Here is a 21,667-nt window from a genome sequence, read left to right on the forward strand (position 1 = left end):
CTTATGTCTTTTGATCATCATTCACCATTCAAAAAAGGAAAATGCTTTTCTATTATTTACAAGCGAACGGTCGCCGGCAACCTTCAATAAATACGACCCTCATACAGCCACCTTTTGCCTTCACTTTTTTACCCTGTTAATAAAACTGAATTAGTTTCCACTCTGTGATCTGGATCAGGTCAGCGCCGCCGTTTGCCGTTATCAGCAACCGGTAGTAGGAATAAGCGTCGGATGTATTCAGGTTAAAACGGCGTGTCAATTGCCGTCCAAGGAATATCTCTCCGGTTCTTGTATCCAGGGTTGTCCAGTCGGTACCGTTGTTCGATCCCTGAAACAACCAGTTACGGGGATCTCTTTCGGGAGCATCATTACCGGACGTAATCTCGTAAGCGTCCAGTTTTTGAGGCGCATTCAGCTTAAGCTTTGTCCAGAAATTCGGGTTGTAATTGAAACTCAGAAATTTTGTTGAATAATCGTTATCCACCAGTTTTGAGGAGCCTTCCTTCGCATTAGCGCCATCGCGATTTTCATCGCTAACGGTTAAGGTGCCCGATGAAGTCAGATCTTTTACTCTTGTCAGCAACGAATCCAGTTTAAAATAGGCAACCGATAGCGAGGTATCTTTATTACCTCCCGAAACACTGGTTATCCGGATGGGCAGCAGATAATGATATCCAAAAGATATTTTCTTGCCGCTTACTAAAATGAACAGCGGGTCTGAACTTTGTTTGCCGGCCCGGATGACACCCGTTGTGGAGGATAGTGAATAAACGCTATCCGGGAGGGGGTAATAGGTGTATCCCAGATAAGCGTTCGTGATATTATATTGATCTACCAGAGAGGGTGCTACTTCAAACTTGACTGTTACATCCGAATTGGGACCATTAAACCCGCCGTAGTAGGCCCCAAAAGTAACCCGCTGTATGGAGTCCATTTTATACAGGGTCATTACAGACCGGTCCTGGTATGCCTGCGGCATATATATATTTCCTTCTTCTGGTGAATACAGTTCCTTCGATTTGGCGCAACCCGCCATGAGCAAGCTGCTGCAGCCGGCCACAACCGTCCAAAACAACATTCGTATAAAGAACATATTTGTATTAAAACACTTCATGTGTATTGCTTTAATTGTAATAGAGTATAAATATCAACGTACACTGTTTTACTTACCATCCGGGATTTTGCACCAGGTATTTATCTTTTAAAACTTCATCATTGGGTATGGGCCACAAATAGTCCCTGGGCAAAAACCGCCGCTTTTGTACCAGCGTTTTTTTGTAAAAGTCATTCCCATCGGCATATACATTCATACCATATACATCTGCCCCCATCGTCTGCGGTGCAATCTTCCATCTGCGTACATCAAAATAACGGACATTTTCAAATGCCAGCTCCACCATTCGTTCATGCCGGATCGCTTCGCGCATTTCCTGCTGTCCTGAAGGCAGTGGAATCGCATTCGCGCCGCTTCCATACTGTGCAACCCCTGCCCGTTCCCGGATCAGGTTCAGGTACTTCAATATATCCGGGTTGCCGGGATCTGCCTCATTCAACGCCTCTACATAATCGAGGTAGATTTGGGCCAGCCGGAGATGTACCCAACCCCTGCTGTCACCACTATTGGCAAGTTGCTTCCGTACCACATACCCGGTGGAAGTTACATCCCAGGAACTCTGTGTTTTACCGGAATTACCACTCAGCTCAAAAACGGGTATCACTTCTGTAGAGCTCCCTCCCTGGTTTTGCCAATAACTCTTATTGTAGGTAACCCCTACATAAAACCGGGCTTCCCGGTTTACCCACTGGTTGAATGTAGACCTTGCTTTAACGTCATACGGCGATTTAAAATCGGAAAATCCGCTATTCACATATCCGGATTCGGGATGTGTGATCGGATATCCGCTCCTCATGTTATAGGCATCCACCATCGATTGATTTACGGAAAGGAAGCCGGCGCCTTTGCCCACCGTATTGCCATATCCCACCAATTTCGGAGTGATATCATACCAGTAATCACCCGCACTGGCCATGGATTTTGCAAATATCCATTCCGAGTTCCAATCTTTTATCATCACATTTTTACAGGACTTATAGGCTGCTACCCAGGGATCGCTATCGGATTCCCGGTAAAGCGAATAGGTCTTATTATCAAATTCATTTAAAAAGTCTTTCGCCGCGTCTATTGCCAGTTTCCATTTATTGGGATCATAGGTTTGATTAATCAGCTGTGTGCCGTCCTGGTTCTTTAAGGATGCCAGTTCTTTATTTCCGTTAAACAACGGGCTTGCAGCTAACATTAACACCTGGAACTTATATGCCTTACAAACACCGGTGGTAACACGGCCCCACTCTTTTGTATTGTTGTAGGTAAGCGGCTGATCCGGGGCCTGCGGACTACCGGCCACCGACTGCTTGATTTCGTTGTACGCCGAATCCAGCTGCCCTACCACGTAGGTTACACACTCATCAAAGGTGGAACGTTTAAAAAAGATCTCGTCCCCGCTTCCGTTAACCGGCACTTCGTTGGGAAGGATGATCAGCGGCCCGTAAAGGCGCAACATCCAGAAATAAAACAAAGCCCTCATCGCCCGTGCCTCTCCCTTGTAGTGCATCCTGATCATTGCGTTTACTTCGTTGGGATTGGCGCCATCAACTTTATTGATAAAGTCGGTCGCTGTTCTCACCGGCTTATACCAGTTGATCCAGTAAGTACCCCCGATGTTATTATCCCAGGTGCTCTGGTTGAGGGCATTGGACATTACCCAGGAGAGCGACCAGTAGTTTGCCTCGTCGGAAGCGCCCGTCCATGGTCCGGCATAATTGCTTGGTGCAAACCGGCTGCTGAAATCATCAGGCATATTGGTATATACCTGTGCCAGATAGGCCCTGGTGTTAACCAGTGATTTAAAAATATCTTCCTCTTTTAAAATATTATCCGGGATCTGGTCCAGGAACCGTTTACAGGAAATAGACAATGCGCTCAGAACAATGACGATAATAATAATTCTACTTTTCATTGTATTCAGGATTTACATAAGATTAAAAATTAGCTTGGATTCCTACCGATAAGTTTCTTGTATTGGGGTACGTGTTTCCGTCCCCTGTATTCATTTCCGGATCCCAAAGCTTAAAAGGACTCCAGTAAAGCAGATTTACCCCGGAAAAGTAGATCCTTGCATTTTGCATGCCGATCCGTTTAAAACTTCCCTTGGGCAAATTATACCCCAGGTCTAAGGTTTTAAACCGGATAAAGCTGATATCCTTTACCCACCAGGTACTTGTTTGATTATTATTTGCAGTAGCGTTGCTGTTAAAGCCCAACCGCGGATAAAACGGATGTTCGGCATGATTATCTTCCGTCCACCGGTCTACAATATTGGCGTACACATTACCATCGTTTCCGCCGCCGCTAAAGGGTACCCGGGCAATCCCGCCAATGGTACGGTAAGCTCCGGAAACACCCTGAAAGAAGGCGCTCAGGTAAAACTGGCCCACATTTACATTAAAGCCAAACCCATATACCAGGTTGGGTACATCGCCGCGGCTGATCTTTGTTTGGTCGTATACATTGATCACGCCATCTCCATTGAGATCCTTGTACTTTATATCTCCAACACGCGGATTTCCAAGGGCACTCTGATCGGCACTGTTCTCTATTTCAGCCTGGCTTTGAAACAATCCCTCTGCCACATATCCAAACTGTGCCAGGATATTCTGCCCGCGGCGTTCCTGGTAGGGGTCTGCAAAAGGAGCCTGTTTGTTCTCTACCAGCACATCGGTATTATAGGTAAATGTGCCTCTGAAGGAAATATTGGATTTCATTCCCAGCGGGATGGCTTTCAGCTCCACGGTTCCGTCAAAGCCCGAAGCATCCACCGTTCCATAGTTCCCAACCGGATTGTATTGAAGTCCGGCATAGCTCGGAAAATCGGCGCGGGTAAGGAATACACCGGTACGGTAGGATTTAAAATAATCCAGCACAAACGATAATTTGTTGTTCAACACATTAAACTCCAGTCCAAGATCCTGTGTATGCGCCGTGGCCCAGGAAACATCGGCTCCATATTGAGAGATATTAATGCCGGATATACTGGTGCTGTTGCCCGGCAACCCAAAGCTGATGCCTCTTGCGCCGGTAGTAATCAGTGTAAGATATCCAAAACGCAGCCCCGTTCCGGGAGCGCCTGCAATACCATTGGAATACCGCAGCTTGAAGAACTGGAATACGTTGGACAATGGTTCAAAAAACTTCTCGTTCGACAATACCCAACCCACTCCAAAAGAAGGGAAAAATCCAAACCGGCGGGAAGGCGCATAATCTTCAGAACCGTTGTATCCGATGTTCACCTCTCCAAAGTATTTATCCTTGTAGGCATAGGTGGCCCTTCCCGCATAGTTTTGTTGCCGGTGCGGGATAAACTGCTTTAAATCGCCCTCGAACGGATATATCTGGCTGAGCTGGTTATATACCAGGGTTGACGTAATATGATGCACCCCAAATGTACGGTCATATAAAAGTTGCCCCTCGGCAGTAAACTGACGCACGCCCCCGTTTCCAATACTAAAGCCAAGATCATCCGTTCCATTAATCATTTGCTCCAGGTTCAACGATCCGTCTTCTTTATAATGCTGTGCCTGGTTGAGGTAATAGATACTCCTGTTTCTTCTCCGGTACTGGAACGACTCGTTGAACACATCAAAGGAATACGTTCCATTGATGGAAAGGCCCTTTAACCAGAAGCTCAGGTCCTGCTCCAGTCTTGCATTGCTTTGTACCTTCGACTGGAATCTTTTTACATACCCGGTTTGCGTAACCGCAGCCCAGGGATTGGGAGAAGGCGTGGCTCCGTAAGCGATACCAGAAACCAGGTTTCCCGGATACATGGGCGGGTAAAATACGGGGCTGGCATTCATTGCCTGAACAAAAGCCTGTCCCGCGCCGCTGCCCGGCTCATTGAAATTGGTAATATATCCCGTAATACCCAAACTGAACTTTGTGGTCTTTGTCCAGTTCATATCGATATTGGACGTAAAATTATAACGTTGAAAGCGGGTACCGGCATCATAGTCTACATTGGGATCCGTTTTCAAAAGCGAAGCCTCGTTATAATAGGCCACCGAAGTATAGAACTTTGTATTTTCCGAACCGCCTGAAGCACTGAAATTAAACCGCCTGTTTGATGAATATTTTTTGAATAAATAATCGATCCAGTCGATATTCGGGTACACATAAGGATTTGCAGTACCAGATAATGTGCTGTCGATATAGGCCTGGGTAAACTGCGGCTGAAGACCAGAAGCAATCATCGCCTCGTTCTTTATATTCATGTAGGTTTTTGCATCCGCCATTTCCTGCACCTTGGTGAAGCTTGTTATGCCTTCATTGTAGTTGGCCATCAGGCTTATCTTACCTGTCTTTCCCTTTTTTGTAGTGATCAGTACCACCCCATTCGCCCCCAGTGATCCATAAACGGCCGTAGACGCCGCATCCTTTAATACCGTAAAAGATGCGATATCTTCCGGATCAATGCTGTTTAAATCACGTCCCTGTATACCATCAATGATGATCAAGGCGCCGCTCTGGCTGCCGCCGAATGTTTGAATGCCCCGTATCCATACATCCGCCGAATTGCTTCCCGGCAATCCGGAACGCTGCACCCCTACCAGCCCTGCAATACGCCCGGCCAGCATGGTGCTCAGGTTTGCTACAGGGTGTTGCAGTTCTTCCGCCTTTATGGTAGATTGCGCTCCCACCAGGCTTACCTTTTTCTGCCGTCCATAGCCCACCACCACCACATCATTCAGGCTACCGGCAATGGCTTCCAGCGAAATATTTTCAACGATCCGCTCCCGGAATACCCACCGGAATGGCTGATATCCGACATAAGAAGCCATTAACGAATCACCCTTATTGGCGCGGATGGAAAACTGTCCCTGTGCATTTGTTACCACGGTTTCACCGGAACGTAAATTCCCGATCGTTACGCCCTCCATAACAGCATCCAGTTTATCTTTTACCGTACCGGTGATGGCAATTGAACCCGTTTCCTGTGCCTTGAGCAAACCGGGAATAGCTCCAAAAAAAAGAATGAAAATCCAGAGCATCAAAGTTTTGTGTACACTCATAGAAATACAATTATTGATTTTTAATACCGTGAACATGATTCATCTGCTACGCGCATCCATCGCCTGCGCATAAGCTTTCCATCAAGCTTAATCGTTTAATAATTACAAAGCAAGTCAACGCGATCGGTTTCGCCTCCTGACTAATGATTCTCTAAATGTTTACTCCTTAAATTTTTAAATCTGAAAACTTCAAACAGGCTCCTGTTGCCCTGTACTTTTCATTTCACAGCATTCGCTTACAAGCAATCCATCGTCAGACTTAATATTCCGTCCTTCATTGAATTAAAGTATCCTTCAAATTTTTTAACAGTTCTATTAGCCAGCAAAAACAACAAAATCGTTTTTGCAAAACTAAAATTAAAGGGATAATTTTAATTAACAAAATTTTTTATACGGAATTTCGCAAGATGAGTTGGGGAGGCACCAGCACGCCTTCGTCTGCAGCTTTTTTCTTTGGGCCGGCATTCATTTGATCCAGCAGCAGCCGCATCGCCTGTGCAGCAATCTCCTGTACGGGCTGACTGATTACCGAAATGGCCGGTGAGGAAAACCGGAAGAGATCAGTGTCGTCGAAGCTTAGTACCGCCACCTTTCCGGGAATGGCAATATCCAGGTCCTTGAGCGCTTTGATCCCGAACATGCCCAGGTAATTAGTGGCAAAAATAATAGCATCAATCCCGGGTTGTTTTTGAAGGAAGCTACGGATCCGCGGCTCATATTGGGTTTTATCCTGGTAATACGGAAGCCGTAACAACAGCTTTTTATGAAACAGCCCACGACGGCTCATCACGTCCACAAAGGCCCGCTCCCGCTCATTCATCTGTACCTGGTCAAGGGCTACATTCACAAAAGCAATATTTTTCTTGTTCTTCTCAATCAGGTATTCGGTGGCCTGGCTTACGCCCCCGTAATTGTCTACCAGTGCAAACGGGATCTCTTCATCCGGAAAATAGCGGTCGATCAGCACCAGCGGTTTACGGGTCTTTTTTAATGCCTGTACCCCGGCTTTCATACCTGTAGAGGGTGTGATCAAAAAGCCGTCCACCTGCTTGGCCAGCAACTGGATCAGGTCGTTACCCTTGCCGTCATCGTTTTCGGTGCTTCCATAAACCACGCGGTAGCCCACTTTGGCGGCTACCGATTCAACCGACTTGGCCAGGGATGCAAAAAAAGCATTGGCGATGTCTTCCACGATCAGCCCGATCACATGCGTTCTTCCGGTACGGAGGCTTGCAGCAGCCCGATTGGGAATATAACCGGTTTTTTTTATGATGGCCTGGATATGCTTGACCATTTCTTCGCTGATCCGCATCTCCTGGTGTTTGCCGTTCACAACGAACGAAACCGTGGATGGAGCAACCCCTGCAAGCCGGGCAATGTCTTTAATGGATAAATGTTTCACTACAAATAATCAGAAAATTAGACGTTCAGTAATCCTGTTTCCTGCGAATCCGGATAGAATAAAATTAGCAGGTTTTTGGTATTTAGTACCCGGAGATATTTTTTTTCCGGTAGCTACCTCCTTAGCCCACCCCTTTTACAGCCGATGAAATTCCGGCCGAAACGCAGTACCGGCGCGCATTCCGGATAAAAACCGGTGGTATTATTATCCGGTAATCTTTTTTTGTGCAATCGATTCCCCTGCCGGATATACTTCGTCAATTCAGCCCTCATACAGTCTTCCCCTACCCCGTTTGGTACATCCAGCAAACGGTTCCGCTTCCCGGCAGGCCGATCCTGTAAACGAAAAAGCCCCGCGAAAAACTCGGCGGGGCTTTAAAAAGTTAAGATATTAGTCCGGATCAGTTCAGGTGTGATTCGATCTTCTTTACAAAGTTACCTTTAGGCTGTGCACCTACCAGTTTATCCACTACCTGGCCATTTTTGATAAACAGGATGGCAGGAATGGAAGTAATTCCGTAATTCATGGAAACCTGGGGATTTACATCTACGTTCACTTTACCGATATTTACCTTTCCCTCATATTCTTTAGATAATTCCTCAATTACCGGCCCGATTGCGCGGCAGGGACCGCACCATTCTGCCCAAAAATCCACCACCGTTAATTTATCAGAGTCCAAAACCTCTGTTTGAAAGTTGGAATCATTAAATTCTTTTGCCATTTCGAATATTTTAATTGATTAATTGTTGATAACGAATTACAAATTTAGTTCCCATTTTAATAACAGGCAATATTGACAAAAAGTTGTGCAGAAAATGTCAATACAGGTAAAACGCCTGACAAATGACCGCTAACAGCCGTTCATTTAGTGTATTGAGGCCTTTTCCAGCGCTTCAGGATTGTGTTTATGCTTGAACAACAGGGCAAATAAAACGGCCACCACCAGCGAATACGCTGCAAAACTCAGCCAGATCTCATGCCAGTTCATCACGCCGCCGGGCGCTGTAAAAAACTTCTGGATCACAATACCACTGATCACACTTCCCAGTACCGCGCCGATGCCATTGGTCATCATCATAAAAATACCCTGCGCACTTGCCCGGATGGAAGGGCTGCTTTGTGTTTCCACAAACAGGGAGCCGGAGATGTTGAAAAAATCGAAGGCCATGCCGTAAATAATACAGGACAGAACAATCATCCAGAGCCCTTCAGCGGGATTTCCATAAGCAAACAAACCAAAGCGCAGTACCCAGGCAATCATACTGATGAGCATCACCTGTTTGATTCCGAACCGTTTCAGAAAAAAGGGAATGGCCAGGATAAACAGCGTTTCGGAGATCTGCGATATGGACATGATAATGGCCGGGTACTTTACGGCAATGCTGTCTTTATATATATCGATCCTGGCAAAATCATGCAGGAAGGTATCTCCGTAAGCGTTCGTTAGCTGAAGCGCCGCTCCCAGCAGCATCGAAAAAATAAAGAACAGGGCCATCTTCCGGTTGCGGAACAGCGAAAACATATCTTTTCCCATGCGTGCACCGGCTTCCCTGTTCGACTGCCCTTTTAACGGAGGCGGACATTTGGGCAACGTAAATGAGTAGATCGCCAGCAAAAAAGAAGCCCCTGCGGCTACATAAAACTGACCCGCGGTTTTCTCCAGCTGCAGCAGGCTCACCGTCCACATGGCAGCGATGAAACCTACGGTCCCCCATACCCTTATCGGCGGAAAATCTCTTACCACATCCTTCCCCGCGTTCTTTAAGGAGGTATAGGAAACGCTGTTGGCCAGCGAAATGGTAGGCATATAAAATATCATATTGATCAGCATCACGGGGAACATTGTTACCGGGCTGTCTACCAACGGTACCAGCATCAATACCAGTCCTCCCATCAGGTGTGAAAGGCCCAGCAATTTTTCAGCATTGATCACACGGTCTGCCAGCATCCCCATTACGGTGGGCATAAAGAGGGCAGAAATACCCATGGTGGAAAAAATAGCGCCGAACTCGCCGCCCGACCATTTTTTTGTCTGAAACCAATAAGCACCGATGGTGATCAACCAGGCACCCCAGATGAAAAATTGCAGGAAGCTCAGGATCGTCAATCTGAATTTTAAACGCATAGTAAACTTTAGTTTAACCCTCTTGTTATACAACCATTGAAGATAACTATTAAACCCGAAGTTTTATAAAAATATACGGAGACGCCTGAAACAGTTCCAGGTTTAAGCATGCCGGTTTCCTGTTGGGTTTGCGGAGTACCAATGCGTTCATTCCGGTTCGGGAACGGATCATGGCCCAGCAGTTGAACCTGAAACTTTGACCCTGAAGGTGAAAAGCGTTAAATTTGCAAAAAATAAGCAGCATGGCAGCAGTGTTAGAGACATCTATTTTAACGGAAGATACCGATCTGAAAAACATCGCTCAAAAAGTTTACGACAACCAACGCATTACGGATGCAGAAGCCCTGCTCCTATTTGAAAAAGGCAGCCTGGGTTTTGTGGGTTCGCTGGCCAATTTCGTGCGTGAGCGGCTACATGGAGACATTACCTATTTTAACCGGAATTTTCATATTGAGCCTACCAACGCCTGTATCTATACTTGCAATTTTTGCAGCTACAGCCGCTTATACGCGCACCGGGATGAGGCCTGGGAACTGGGACTGGAGCAGATGCTGGACATTGTGAAAAAATACGACGATGAACCGGTAACGGAAGTGCATATTGTAGGGGGCGTACATCCTAAAATGAACCTGGAGTTCTTTGCTGAACTGCTCCGGAAAATAAAGGCACACCGGCCCGGCCTTCATATAAAAGGATTTACAGCGGTAGAACTGGATTATATGTTCCGCAAGGCGAAAAAAACCGTGCGGGAGGGATTGGAATATTTGAAGGATGCGGGGTTGGAAAGCCTTCCCGGCGGTGGTGCCGAGATCTTTGCCCCCGAAGTACGCGCAGCGATCTGTGCGGACAAGGTAGATGCCGACGGCTGGCTGAACATCCATGGTACCGCCCATGAGCTGGGCATGCATACCAATGCGACCATGCTTTACGGGCATATTGAAAGTTTTGCAGACCGGGTTGACCATATGCGCCGGCTCCGCGAACTGCAGGACCGGACGGGCGGATTCAATACCTTTATCCCGCTGAAATTCCGTAACAAGGATAATGATATGAGTCATGTATCCGAATCTACGCTGGTAGAAGACATGCGGCTCTATGCCATTGCACGTATTTACCTGGATAATTTTCCGCACCTGAAGGCCTACTGGCCCATGCTGGGGCGGCAGAATGCCCAGTTGTCGCTTTCCTTTGGCGTAAATGATCTTGACGGCACCATTGATGATACCACGAAGATCTATTCCATGGCCGGCGCCGAGGAACAGGTACCTTCAATGTCTACACAGGACCTGGTGGTATTGATTCAGCAGGCGCACCGGAAACCGGTAGAGAGAGGAACGCTGTACAATGTGATCAAAGATTACAGCGCGGAAGCACTTGTGTGATAAAAAGCATTCAGCCTTTAGCATTCAGCATTTCACCGATAGCCGGTAGCCGGTAATCCGATTAGGTTTTCTGCGCTATTTTTGATATATTGCTGTTCAAAATCATTGCTATCATGGCTAAGGTCTCCAATATTCTTGCCCGTAAAGGGCATGACGCAATCAGCATTGCTCCGTCTACTTCTGTTTACCATGCGCTGGAATTAATGTCCGAAAAAAATATTGGCGCCCTGGTTGTACGAAATGGAGAAAATTACCTGGGCATCATCACAGAGCGCGACTATTCCCGCAAGGTCATTCTGAAGGGAAAACATTCTTCTGATACTACCGTGGAGGAAATCATGTCGACCGAACTGCCCCATATCTCTCCTGAAGATTCGGTGGAACATTGCATGGAACTGATGAGCGATAAGAATATCCGGTATCTGCCGGTATTTATCAACGGGCAACTGGCCGGCATCATTTCTATCAGCGATGTAGTAAAAGAAACCATTCTTCAGCAAAAGGAAACCATCAATCATTTACAGGATTATATTCACAGCAACGGATGAGGCTCCCATTTAATTCATGTTTCAGGTTTCAAGTCTCAGGTTTAAGGTTGCAGGTCCCATTCCGGGCTTAACGTCCGGGCCAGCTCAATATCCGGTGTTTATTGTGTCTTGCGCAGGCTCAACCCGATAAGTCCGCGGTCCTGAAAAGTATCGTAACTACATGCAATAAAGCCAGCCCGGAATCTTGGGGTCTTTGTGCCCAGATTTCCCTCTCTTATCTGCCTGGTAAATTACCTCATCATCAAATATGCGCAGAGCGGCTTATATGCCCACACCCCTGCAACAATGATTACTGCCTGCTTCCGGAGCAAACCAGAAACCGTCCCTAATGCTTCTCGTAAACCAGGTATCCATATGGTTGCAGCTCCATACTTTTTGCATTCGAAAAATCACGGACGGTCCCGGAAAAAACATCCGTAAACGAACCGTTTACATGGGCATCCGTGATCGTCACCGGCAGGTTGGAGGCGCCGGAAAAATTCAATACCACCAGCACTTCGTCATTGCCGTTCTTACGCAGGTAAGCAAACACCTTATCGTCTGCGGTAGTGGTTAGTTTAAAACTAGTCACGGCCGGATCTCCCCCCCGGAGCGCCGGGTTGCCGGTGTGCAGGTTCAGCAATGTTTTGTAAAAATGGAACAGACCCAATCCATCTGTTTGTGCCGCATTATTCCCCGGCCAGGGAATGGGATCCCGATCAAAAAACTGTAACCGTTTTTCCTTCAACGGTATCTCCTGGCCGCTATACATCAGCGGAATACCGTTCCAGGTACAACTGAACACCGCCAGCGGTTTCGCCAGGTCTCCATATTTTTCATACTCGGTTCCGTTCCAGCTGTTTTCATCATGATTTGAGGTAAACCAGGCACGCATGCTGGAATCGCCAATGGTATTGTATTGCAGCAGCAGGTCGTATAATTCTGATAACGGTTGCTGCTTCTTAAAAAAGTCTTCGGTTTTGTGCATCCATTTCCAGGAATAACTGGCGTCGAATACTTTTCCATAATCGGGGTTCTCCAGCTCATCATATTCCCCCAGCCAGAATAACGGTTTTACCGCATCCAGCTGCGGACGGGCCTCCTTCCAGAAATCCAGCTCCACCCAGGAAGCCAGGTCGCACCGGAACCCGTCGATATCCGCCTGCTGCACCCAGAACTTCATCGCGTCGATCATGGCCTTCCGTAATTCGGGATTACCATAATTTAACTCTATAATATCATCCATTCCGCTGGCCATCTTAAAGGTACCCGTAACGCTGTCCTTTAAATAATAGTCCGGATGCGTACGCGTCCACACATGATCCCAACCGGTATGGTTGGCCACCCAGTCAATGATCACCTTAAAGCCCATTCCATGCGCCTGCTTTACCAGGTTTTGAAAATCCTGTAAGCTGCCAAACTCCGGGTTGATGGCCGTATAATCGGAGCAGGCATAGTAACTGCCGAGGGTGCCCTTCATTTTTTCTTTAGCGATCGGCGTAATGGGCATAAACCAAAGTGTACCCACTCCCATGTCCTTTAACCGGGGCAACGCCGCCGCAAACGCGTTAAAGGTGCCCTCCGGTGTGTACTGCCGCAGGTTTACTTCGTATATATTGGTCGTATGTTTCCAGTCTGTTGTTTCCGCTGTCATTGCTGTCGTTTTTGATTTTGCTTCTGGTTCTTTTTTATGATCCTCCCTGGGCATCAGTTTACACGCCCCCGTTATCAAAAGCAACGTTGCAAGTAAATACCATTTGCTCATGTTGCATCTTTTGCCTGAAGATAATTGTTTTTTTGAGATTTGAGATTTCAGAATTCAGATTTGGGAATTGAGAATTCAGATTTGAGAATTGAGATTTCAGATTACAGACTTGAGAATTCAGGCGGGGGTGAAATCCGGGATCAGAACTCCGTTGCGGCGCTTTAAAAGATATCAAGTAATTTTGCCGGATGAAGCAGTTTGATGTACCTGTTTTTTACAGAAGCCCGTTGATTTCCGCAATAAAAAGAAAACGCAAGGAAAAAGACAAGCTCAAAAAAGACTTCTCGCCTACGTTCCTGGATTTTGGCCCGGTGCAGATTTACCTGGCCCGGCATTTCGGGTTTTGTTACGGCGTGGAAAACGCTATTGAAATCGCTTTCAGAACCATCGATGAAAACCCAGGGAAACGGATCTTCCTGCTCAGCGAAATGATCCATAATCCCCAAGTGAATAAGGACCTTCTTTCAAGAGGTGTTCATTTTCTGCAGGACACGCATGGCCGGCAGATCATTGCTTTTGAAGACCTTACCCCCCAGGATATCGTGCTCATCCCGGCTTTTGGCACCACACTGGAGATTGAGCAAAAACTAAACAGCATCGGCATTCACACGGAAAAATACAATACCACCTGCCCCTTTGTGGAAAAAGTATGGAACCGGAGTGAGGTGATCGCCAAAAAAGCATATTCCATTGTGATTCATGGGAAGCCCACCCATGAAGAAACCCGAGCCACGTTTTCGCATGCCGCGTTCAATGCCCCTTCGGTTGTGGTAAAGAATATGGCGCAAACCATCGAACTGTCGAAATACATAACCGGTGAAAAATCGCCCGGGGATTTTTATACCGAATTCAAAGGGCAATACAGCGAAGGGTTCGATATTACCAGAGACCTGGACCGGGTGGGTGTAGTCAATCAAACCACCATGCTGGCCAGCGATACCCAAGCCATTGCCGATTATCTCAAACAGGTGATGATCGAAAAATACGGGCTTACCAAAGAGAACCTGGCCGAACGGTTTGCAGACACCAGGGATACCTTGTGTTATGCCACCAATGATAACCAGACCTCCGTAAGTGAAATGCTGGAAACCTCGGCCGATTTTGCGATTGTAGTGGGCGGATATAATTCCTCCAACACCTCGCACCTCGTAGAACTTTGTGAAGAAAAGCTACCCACCTATTTTATCAATAATGCGGAAAAGATCCTGAGCCCGGACGAAATCCTTCATTATAACTTCCACACAAAACAGGAACTGCTTACCAGGGATTTCCTCCCTGCACATACTCCTGTGAAGATCCTGATGACCAGCGGAGCTTCCTGCCCGGATGCACTGGTGGAACGCGTAATTGAGAAGCTGACCGCATTTTTTAAAGAAAGTAGTCCGCTGGATACGATGGTTGAACATTTTTTGTAAATTCACCTATTGAAATCCATGTACAAACCGGGAACGCACATCATAGCGACCTTAAAAACCAGCAACCAGGCTAAAACCAACGATTATACAGGCTTTAAAAAGCTTGCGGATCGTATGATAGCAACATTTTCCCTTAACAAACTGGGGGAAGTGTACCATAATTTTTCACCCCAGGGGTTTACTGCGGTTGTATGTTTAAGCGAGAGCCATATCTCTATCCACACCTGGCCGGAGTACGATCTTGTAAATCTGGATATTTACCTCAGTAACCACGAGCGCAGCAATGATGAAACCGTTGATCGCATTTTTGAGGAGGTGGTTTCATTTTACGACGCCACCATTGAATCAGCACAACGGATAATACGATAATTCAATGCACCAATGTCCCAACTGTAACCAAACACTTCATTTACCGGGAAAAGATATCCGGGTGGTGGCCTGTGCCTGCGGAACCCTTGTAAACCTCCGGCCGGATAACAGGCCGGAGGTTATGGAAGCAGGTAGCATCCGGATCCTTGAGCCGGGAGCATACCACTATTTACAACCCGGAACAACCGGTACCTGGAAGCGTGAAAAATTCACACTGAGCGGTCGCCTTCTTGCCGAAGGGCCTGGCGGGGCATTCAACTACTGGACCGCCGTTTTTGAAAACGGCGCCGCCACGATGCTTTCGGAGGGCTATGGGCATTACAGCATGTTTCGTAAACTGGAAACAATGGATGGCCCCGGCTGGATACAGGTAAACCGTTCCGACGCAGGCGCCACGATATACCTTAATGGCAACCGCCCCTATCGCCTGGTGCGGAAGTCGGCCTACGAGCAATTGAGTATTGAAGGCGCCATCTGCATTCCAGTCCCCGGAACACCGTTCAGAACCGCAGAACTGTTTAGCGAGGAAAACGGCTACCTGGAGCTCTTTTATTTCGGAAACGACCTCGCGGCAATATTTGAACTGGAATTTCTGGAACCGGAAAAATTCCTGTTTGCGCACACTGCTGCTACGTCATTCAACAGCTCGTTCTCCTGTGTGCAATGCCATACCACGCTCACGAGTGTTACGGTACCGTATACCCGCAATATTATTTGCGGTTCCTGCCAGGCACAATACACCTACAATTATTTTGGCCAGCACTTTGAGCTGTTAAAAAAAGCGTCCTTTAACGATGAACGCTCTACGCCCTATCTGTTGCCGGGGATGGAAGGCTCGCTGAACAAAATTCCGTTTACCGTAGTAGGGTGCTGTATCAAAGAAGAAACCTCCGGCGATTATCCCAGCTGGACGGAATATACCCTTTTCAATCCGGAAGAAGGCTTCTCCTACCTCAGTGAATATAAGGGGCATTGGGTGTATGTAAAAGAATGGCCCCGGCCACCCCTGATATCAGAAAAGGGGAAGGATTATATTATTGAAAATGATAATCATTTCGACCTTTACAACGCATACCGGTACCAGGTAAAATTTGCGTGGGGAGAACATATTTACGACCTGCATCATACCCGTCACACCTATGTGCGCGAATTTGTTTACCCCCCGCAAACCCTTATCGAAGAAACATCCGGATCGGAAGAGTGCTGGTTCTATGGCGAACATATCAATCCTGCTGAGGTAAAAAAAGCGTTCCGGATAACTACCCCACCGCCAACCCGCTACGGAACGGGAAGCGTGCAGCCGCTGATGATCGTGGACCTGCCGGGGGTTATAAAAATGGGTGTAGCAGCCATCGTGCTGCTGCTGGTGCTGCATATGGTTTCAGCGATGAGCAAACAAAGCAAGTCCATCCTTACCACTACCTTCAATTTCCAGGATTCTGTAAAGCAAACATACACAAGTAATAAATTTTACCTGAACAAACCCCTGAGTAATATAGAATTCAAACTACGTGCACCGGACCTGTCCGACAACTGGGTTGAGGTCAGCGGAACCCTCGTAAACACCGACAAAGGGCTTTCGTTTCCTTTTTCCAGGACCCTGTCTTTTTATAGCGGTATCGAAGAAGGTGAACGTTGGTCGGAAGGCAGTACAGAAGGTTCCGCATTGCTTACCGAGATCCCGGAAGGGAACTATTATATCGAGTTTGAGGGTGTGAGCGACTCCAACCGGTCTATGAACGAGGTTACCATCCAAACATTGTACGACGTACCCGTGCACCGGAATCTGAAGGCTGTTATCCTTATCGTATGCATCACCGGGGCTATTCATGTACTTATAAGCAATTATAACAAAAACAAACGCTGGAACGCATAATTACACATGAAACGATTCAACATATTCAACTCCAACAATCCGTTATTCCACTACCGGTGGTTTATCCTGGTCATTTTAGCATGTGTTGCAGCCATGGCCTGGTATGATTATCAGGGAACCCGTATGTTTGGAGGAAGCAACAATAACAGCAATAGCTATGGTTCTTCAAGAACCGGCATTTATCATAAATAACATTAAATTTCATTGTATGTATCAACCTGTAATCAATTCGATCATCTATTCGGCGCTCGGCATTGCCATCCTTATCGTTGCATTTGTGCTGGTAGAGGTATTAACGCCCAGGCACAATATCCGCAAGGAAATACTGGAAAATAAAAATATGGCGCTTGCCGTACTGGCGGGGTGCTTTATGTTATCCGTGGCTATCATTATTGCATCTGCCATTCATTAACATGCGGCTTCCCAAAAGTAACAACCAGCTCATTCTGCTGCTGGCCGTTTTTGTAATCGCTTCCTGCGGTCTTATCTATGAACTTGTGGCAGGCACGCTTGCCAGCTATGTACTGGGCGACAGCGTAACTCAATTCAGCACGATCATTGGTGTATATCTTTTTTCAATGGGGATCGGCTCTTTTCTTTCCAAATACCTGGAGCGGCATCTCTTGTCCTGGTTTATAAAAATCGAATTGCTTGTAGGCCTTATCGGCGGATTCAGTGCGGTCATTTTGTTTTATGTGTTCCCGCTTGCGGCTTCCTTCAGAATCATTCTTTACGCGCTTGTTTGCATTACGGGTATACTGGTAGGGCTCGAGATTCCGCTGCTGATGCGCATTTTGCAGGGCAAAGTGGCTTTTAAAGAATTGGTAAGCCGTGTTTTTACCTTTGACTATATCGGCGCATTGCTAGCCAGTCTTATTTTCCCGCTGGTTTTTGTTCCCCAACTGGGCCTCATCAAAACTGCCTTGTTTTTCGGGATGATGAATACACTGGTAGGATTGTACCTCTCGCTTAGGTTCCGGCCGGAATTAAAAAACCACCGTGCGCTGACGGCAGCATCCGTTTCCATCATCCTCATTCAGCTGATCGCCTTTGTATACGCGGACCGGATCATGGAGCAGGCCGAAACCAATGGCTTTGCAGACAACATTGTATACGCCAAATCGACCCCCTACCAACGGATTGTGGTTACAAGCAACAAACGCGAAACCCGCCTGTTCCTGAATGGCAATCTCCAGTTCAGCAGCGCGGATGAATACCGCTATCATGAGGCGCTGGTGCATCCCGCTTTATCTTCCGTTTCAAACCGGTCCAACGTGTTGATCCTGGGCGGCGGTGATGGCATGGCAGCCCGGGAGATCCTGAAATACCCGGATGTAACATCCATTACGCTGGTAGACCTGGACCCGGCAATGACCCGGCTCTTCAGTACACAGGAACGCTTCTCCCAATTAAATGATCATTCGCTGCAGAACAAAAAACTAACGGTTTTAAATGCCGATGCCTTTACCTGGCTGCGCAAATCGGAGCAAAACTTTGACGTGGTCGTTATCGACTTTCCGGATCCATCTAATTATTCCATAGGAAAGCTTTACAGCAATACCTTCTACACAACCCTGTTTAACCGGCTAAAGGCGGGAGGTATCGCCGTCATTCAAAGTACTTCGCCCTATGTGGCACCCAATAGCTTCTGGTGTGTAGACACTACGCTGCGGTCCTCCGGATTCATTACAAAACCCTATCATAACCTGGTACCTTCTTTTGGAGACTGGGGCTATATCCTGGCGATGAAGGATTCAACAAAACAGTGGTTCTCGCAGCTTCCGCCCCACCTGCGCTTTGCAAACCGGCAGAGCATCGAGCAGATGTTTTATTTTCCCCCAGATATGCACCCCACCAAAAAGCTCACCATCAATAAGCTTAATAACCAGTCGCTGGTAACCTATTTTGAAGACGAATGGAGCCATTATCTTGATTCCTGATGAAGCGGAGAAACTTTATAGAACTTTGCATGGCCGGAAGCGCCGCATTGCTTGCAGATACCGGGTGTAAGCAGCCGGCTCCTTCTTTCAAAGGAGGCATTACCGGTGCGGCCGCGCAAACGGGCCACCTGTTAAGGGATCTGAAAACGTTCCCCGTTCCGCAAACCTATGAAACCATTCATACGGTTATTGCCGGCGCAGGCATCAGCGGACTGAGTGCCGGCAGGTGGTTGTATAAATACGGGAAGGAGGATTTCACGATCCTGGAGCTGGAAGATCATGCCGGCGGAAATGCGGCGAATGGTAAAAACGAAGTTTCGGCCTACCCCCTGGGTGCGCATTATATACCTATTCCCAACAACCATCTTACGGAATACCTCGATTTTTTACAGGAATCAAATGTTTTACAATACCAGAACGGAGAGCAGCTCCCCTTCTACAACGAAGAATATCTCTGCGCCGATCCGCAGGAACGACTGTTCATCAACGGAACCTGGCAGGAGGGCCTCGTACCGGTTAAAGGAATCACCAAAGAAGAACAGCCACAATTCCAAAAGTTCTTCGCATTGATGGAACATTACCGGTATCTGAAAGATGCCGAAGAGCGCTATATTTTTGATATACCCGTAGACCGGTCAAGCACCGATGCCGCGTATACCCGGCTGGATACGATCACGATGGACAGCTGGCTCCGGGAACAGGGTCTAACGGCCCCGGCCCTCCGGTGGTATGTAAACTACTGCACCCGTGATGACTTTGGTTGTAACGCTGCTTCGGTTAGTGCGTGGGTAGGCATTCATTATTTCGCCTCCCGCAAAGGCAAAGGCACCAATGCCACACACAGCGATGTGATCACCTGGCCACAGGGTAACGGTTACCTGGTGGAACAATTAAAAAAAGACATTGACAAAAAGATCCGGGTCAACAGCCTTGTGCTCTCTGTTTTTCAGAAAGACAAAAAGATCGCGATTCATTACCTGGATGTCAAATCAAAGCAGGTAAAGGGGCTGCTGGCAGAAAAATGCATCCTGGCCACACCTGTTTTCATTACCGGAAAACTACTAAAAGACCAGCAAGCCTTCAACGCATACAAAGAAAAGTTTATTTATACGCCCTGGGTAGTGGCCAACCTGAAACTGCGTCAGCCGTCTGTTTCGAGCTGGCCGGGAATGTGTTGGGACAATGTGATCTATAACAGTAATTCGCTGGGTTATGTAGACGCCACGCACCAGCTGGTGGATCAGTTAACGCCGTATAAGAATATCACCTATTACCTTCCCTTAACAGATACCGATGCCACAACAGCACGCATGGCGGCTTACAAAACCAGCTACGACAGCTGGTGCAGGCAGGTACTGGATGATCTGAAAACGGCGCACCCCAAAATAGAAGACGATCTTGAAGAAATAAATATTACCGTTTGGGGGCATGCCATGCCCAAGCCTTTGCCGGGGCATATCTTTGGAGCATTCCGGAAAGTGCTGCATCAGCCGGTGAACGACCAGCTATTTTTTGCACATACCGATTATGCAGGCATCAGTATTTTTGAAGAAGGGTTTTACCAGGGCATTGAAGCCGCCCAAAAAATAATTCATGCCAGTTAAACCATCGTTACACCCCTACCGGCAGCCCTGGTTGCAAAACAAAAGCACGGATCTACTCTTTATCCTGCTCCCCCCGTTTGCATGCCTGCTGATCATCGTGTTGTTTCCCAACATCTTTCAAAACAATGATCAGATGTCGCTTACCGGCTGGATCCTCCTGGTATTGCTGATCGATGTTGGCCACGTATATACGACACTCTACCGTACTTATTTCGACCGGAACGCATTAAAAAAACAGGGCACCATCCTTTGGCTTATTCCATTCATTGCATTTACCGCAGGATTGTTGCTGTACCATTTCAGTGTATTATGGTTCTGGAGGGTATTGGCCTATGCCGCCGTGTACCATTTTATCCGGCAGCAATATGGTTTTATGCGCCTGTACAGCCGGTTTGAAAACAAGAGGTCGTTTACTGCCCGGTTGGATAGCGTGGTTATTTACAGCGCCACGCTTTACCCGCTTCTTTACTGGCACCTGTCTGGTCCCCGCAATTTCAACTGGTTTATTACCGGTGATTTCCTGTATTTCAATGGCGCTGTTATACTGCCCCTTCTCAAGGGTATTTACTTTACATTACTTGCTGTTTACCTCGTCCATCTTATCATTCAAACCATAACGACCCGGCGCTTTAACCTGCCCAAATTCGGGGTTATTGCCGGCACGGTTATTTCCTGGTACTTTGGAATCGTATACTTTAACGGCGATATGGCATTTACATTGCTCAACGTGGTAAGCCATGGCATTCCATATATGGCCCTTGTTTGGGTACATGGCAGGAAGGTTTATTCAAAGCAAAAGGCAACCAACCCCTTTTTATACCGGATTTTTTCAAAAAAAGGACTCATCATTTTCCTGCTGATCATTTTTGGTCTGGCATTCACCGAAGAATTTATTTGGGATATTGCCGTATGGAAGGAGCACCGATCTGCCTTCGGTGGATCCTATTTTGCAGACTTCCAACCCGGAAAAGAGCTGCTCAACATTCTTGTGCCCCTTCTTGCGCTGCCGCAATTCACGCATTATATCCTGGACGGCTTTATCTGGAAGATTCAAAAGAACGAAATAAAATGGAGCAATGAAACGAAGCAATAAACAGCAGGCTTAAGCAGCTTCCCTTACCCCAACCAGGATCCAT

At 47.1% G+C, this 21,667-nt stretch carries 17 protein-coding genes; 10 read left to right on the plus strand and 7 right to left on the minus strand.

What is annotated here, in order from left to right; translation table 11 throughout:
• Nucleotides 1–136 precede the first annotated feature (136 nt).
• From LQ567_RS21575 to LQ567_RS21600, 6 genes are all read right to left on the minus strand, one after another.
• Entirely contained in the window at nucleotides 137–1,114 is a 978-nt protein-coding gene (locus tag LQ567_RS21575; RefSeq protein WP_231007871.1) for a BT_3987 domain-containing protein, read from the minus strand.
• A 52-nt stretch (nucleotides 1,115–1,166) separates the two neighbouring features.
• On the minus strand, nucleotides 1,167–3,017 hold the full coding sequence (locus LQ567_RS21580; RefSeq protein ID WP_231007873.1) for a RagB/SusD family nutrient uptake outer membrane protein: 1,851 nt from the start codon (nucleotides 3,015–3,017) through the stop codon (nucleotides 1,167–1,169).
• A 22-nt stretch (nucleotides 3,018–3,039) separates the two neighbouring features.
• Nucleotides 3,040–6,126, minus strand: a complete 3,087-nt coding sequence (locus tag LQ567_RS21585) for a SusC/RagA family TonB-linked outer membrane protein (RefSeq protein ID WP_231007875.1) — start codon at nucleotides 6,124–6,126, stop codon at nucleotides 3,040–3,042.
• A gap of 388 nt (nucleotides 6,127–6,514) precedes the next feature.
• On the minus strand, nucleotides 6,515–7,528 hold the full coding sequence (locus tag LQ567_RS21590) for a LacI family DNA-binding transcriptional regulator (RefSeq protein ID WP_231007877.1): 1,014 nt from the start codon (nucleotides 7,526–7,528) through the stop codon (nucleotides 6,515–6,517).
• A 400-nt stretch (nucleotides 7,529–7,928) separates the two neighbouring features.
• Entirely contained in the window at nucleotides 7,929–8,249 is a 321-nt protein-coding gene (gene trxA / locus LQ567_RS21595) for a thioredoxin (RefSeq protein ID WP_090388478.1), read from the minus strand.
• Nucleotides 8,250–8,393: 144 nt separating this feature from the next.
• Nucleotides 8,394–9,653 carry a nucleoside permease gene (locus tag LQ567_RS21600; protein WP_231007879.1) on the minus strand — a complete coding sequence of 420 codons (1,260 nt, stop codon included), beginning with the start codon at nucleotides 9,651–9,653 and terminating at the stop codon, nucleotides 8,394–8,396.
• 242 nt (nucleotides 9,654–9,895) lie between these two features.
• Here LQ567_RS21600 and mqnE point away from each other — a divergent pair, with 242 nt between their 5' ends.
• Nucleotides 9,896–11,035: an aminofutalosine synthase MqnE gene (gene mqnE / locus LQ567_RS21605; RefSeq protein WP_231007880.1), complete on the plus strand. Its 1,140-nt coding sequence runs from the start codon at nucleotides 9,896–9,898 to the stop codon at nucleotides 11,033–11,035.
• 113 nt (nucleotides 11,036–11,148) lie between these two features.
• On the plus strand, nucleotides 11,149–11,583 hold the full coding sequence (locus LQ567_RS21610) for a CBS domain-containing protein (RefSeq protein ID WP_231007882.1): 435 nt from the start codon (nucleotides 11,149–11,151) through the stop codon (nucleotides 11,581–11,583).
• 325 nt (nucleotides 11,584–11,908) lie between these two features.
• Here LQ567_RS21610 and LQ567_RS21615 read toward each other — a convergent pair whose 3' ends face one another.
• Nucleotides 11,909–13,216 carry an alpha-amylase family glycosyl hydrolase gene (locus LQ567_RS21615; protein WP_231007883.1) on the minus strand — a complete coding sequence of 436 codons (1,308 nt, stop codon included), beginning with the start codon at nucleotides 13,214–13,216 and terminating at the stop codon, nucleotides 11,909–11,911.
• A 299-nt stretch (nucleotides 13,217–13,515) separates the two neighbouring features.
• Here LQ567_RS21615 and LQ567_RS21620 point away from each other — a divergent pair, with 299 nt between their 5' ends.
• From LQ567_RS21620 to LQ567_RS21655, 8 genes are read left to right on the plus strand one after another with little or no spacing between them, the layout of a single operon-like run.
• Nucleotides 13,516–14,742, plus strand: coding sequence for a 4-hydroxy-3-methylbut-2-enyl diphosphate reductase (locus tag LQ567_RS21620; protein WP_231007884.1), 1,227 nt, complete (start codon nucleotides 13,516–13,518; stop codon nucleotides 14,740–14,742).
• 18 nt (nucleotides 14,743–14,760) lie between these two features.
• Entirely contained in the window at nucleotides 14,761–15,111 is a 351-nt protein-coding gene (gene speD, locus LQ567_RS21625) for an adenosylmethionine decarboxylase (protein WP_231008557.1), read from the plus strand.
• 4 nt (nucleotides 15,112–15,115) lie between these two features.
• Nucleotides 15,116–16,987, plus strand: coding sequence for a DUF4178 domain-containing protein (locus LQ567_RS21630; protein ID WP_231007885.1), 1,872 nt, complete (start codon nucleotides 15,116–15,118; stop codon nucleotides 16,985–16,987).
• A gap of 6 nt (nucleotides 16,988–16,993) precedes the next feature.
• Complete coding sequence (locus LQ567_RS21635) at nucleotides 16,994–17,179, plus strand: hypothetical protein (RefSeq protein WP_231007886.1); 186 nt, start codon at nucleotides 16,994–16,996, stop codon at nucleotides 17,177–17,179.
• Between the two features lie 16 nt (nucleotides 17,180–17,195).
• A complete protein-coding gene (locus tag LQ567_RS21640; RefSeq protein ID WP_231007887.1) occupies nucleotides 17,196–17,399 on the plus strand; it encodes a DUF350 domain-containing protein in 204 nt (67 codons plus the stop codon).
• 1 nt (nucleotide 17,400) lies between these two features.
• Entirely contained in the window at nucleotides 17,401–18,927 is a 1,527-nt protein-coding gene (locus tag LQ567_RS21645) for a polyamine aminopropyltransferase (protein WP_231007888.1), read from the plus strand.
• Nucleotides 18,927–20,531 (plus strand): FAD-dependent oxidoreductase, encoded by a 1,605-nt coding sequence (locus LQ567_RS21650; protein WP_231007889.1) that lies wholly within the window; start codon nucleotides 18,927–18,929, stop codon nucleotides 20,529–20,531. Before LQ567_RS21645 ends, LQ567_RS21650 begins: the two co-directional genes overlap by 1 nt.
• A complete protein-coding gene (locus LQ567_RS21655) occupies nucleotides 20,521–21,624 on the plus strand; it encodes a hypothetical protein (RefSeq protein ID WP_231007890.1) in 1,104 nt (367 codons plus the stop codon). The genes LQ567_RS21650 and LQ567_RS21655 overlap by 11 nt, the downstream gene beginning before the upstream one ends.
• The last annotated feature ends 43 nt before the right edge of the window (nucleotides 21,625–21,667 follow it).

Source organism: Niabella pedocola (genome assembly GCF_021044425.1).
Taxonomy (GTDB): domain Bacteria; phylum Bacteroidota; class Bacteroidia; order Chitinophagales; family Chitinophagaceae; genus Niabella; species Niabella pedocola.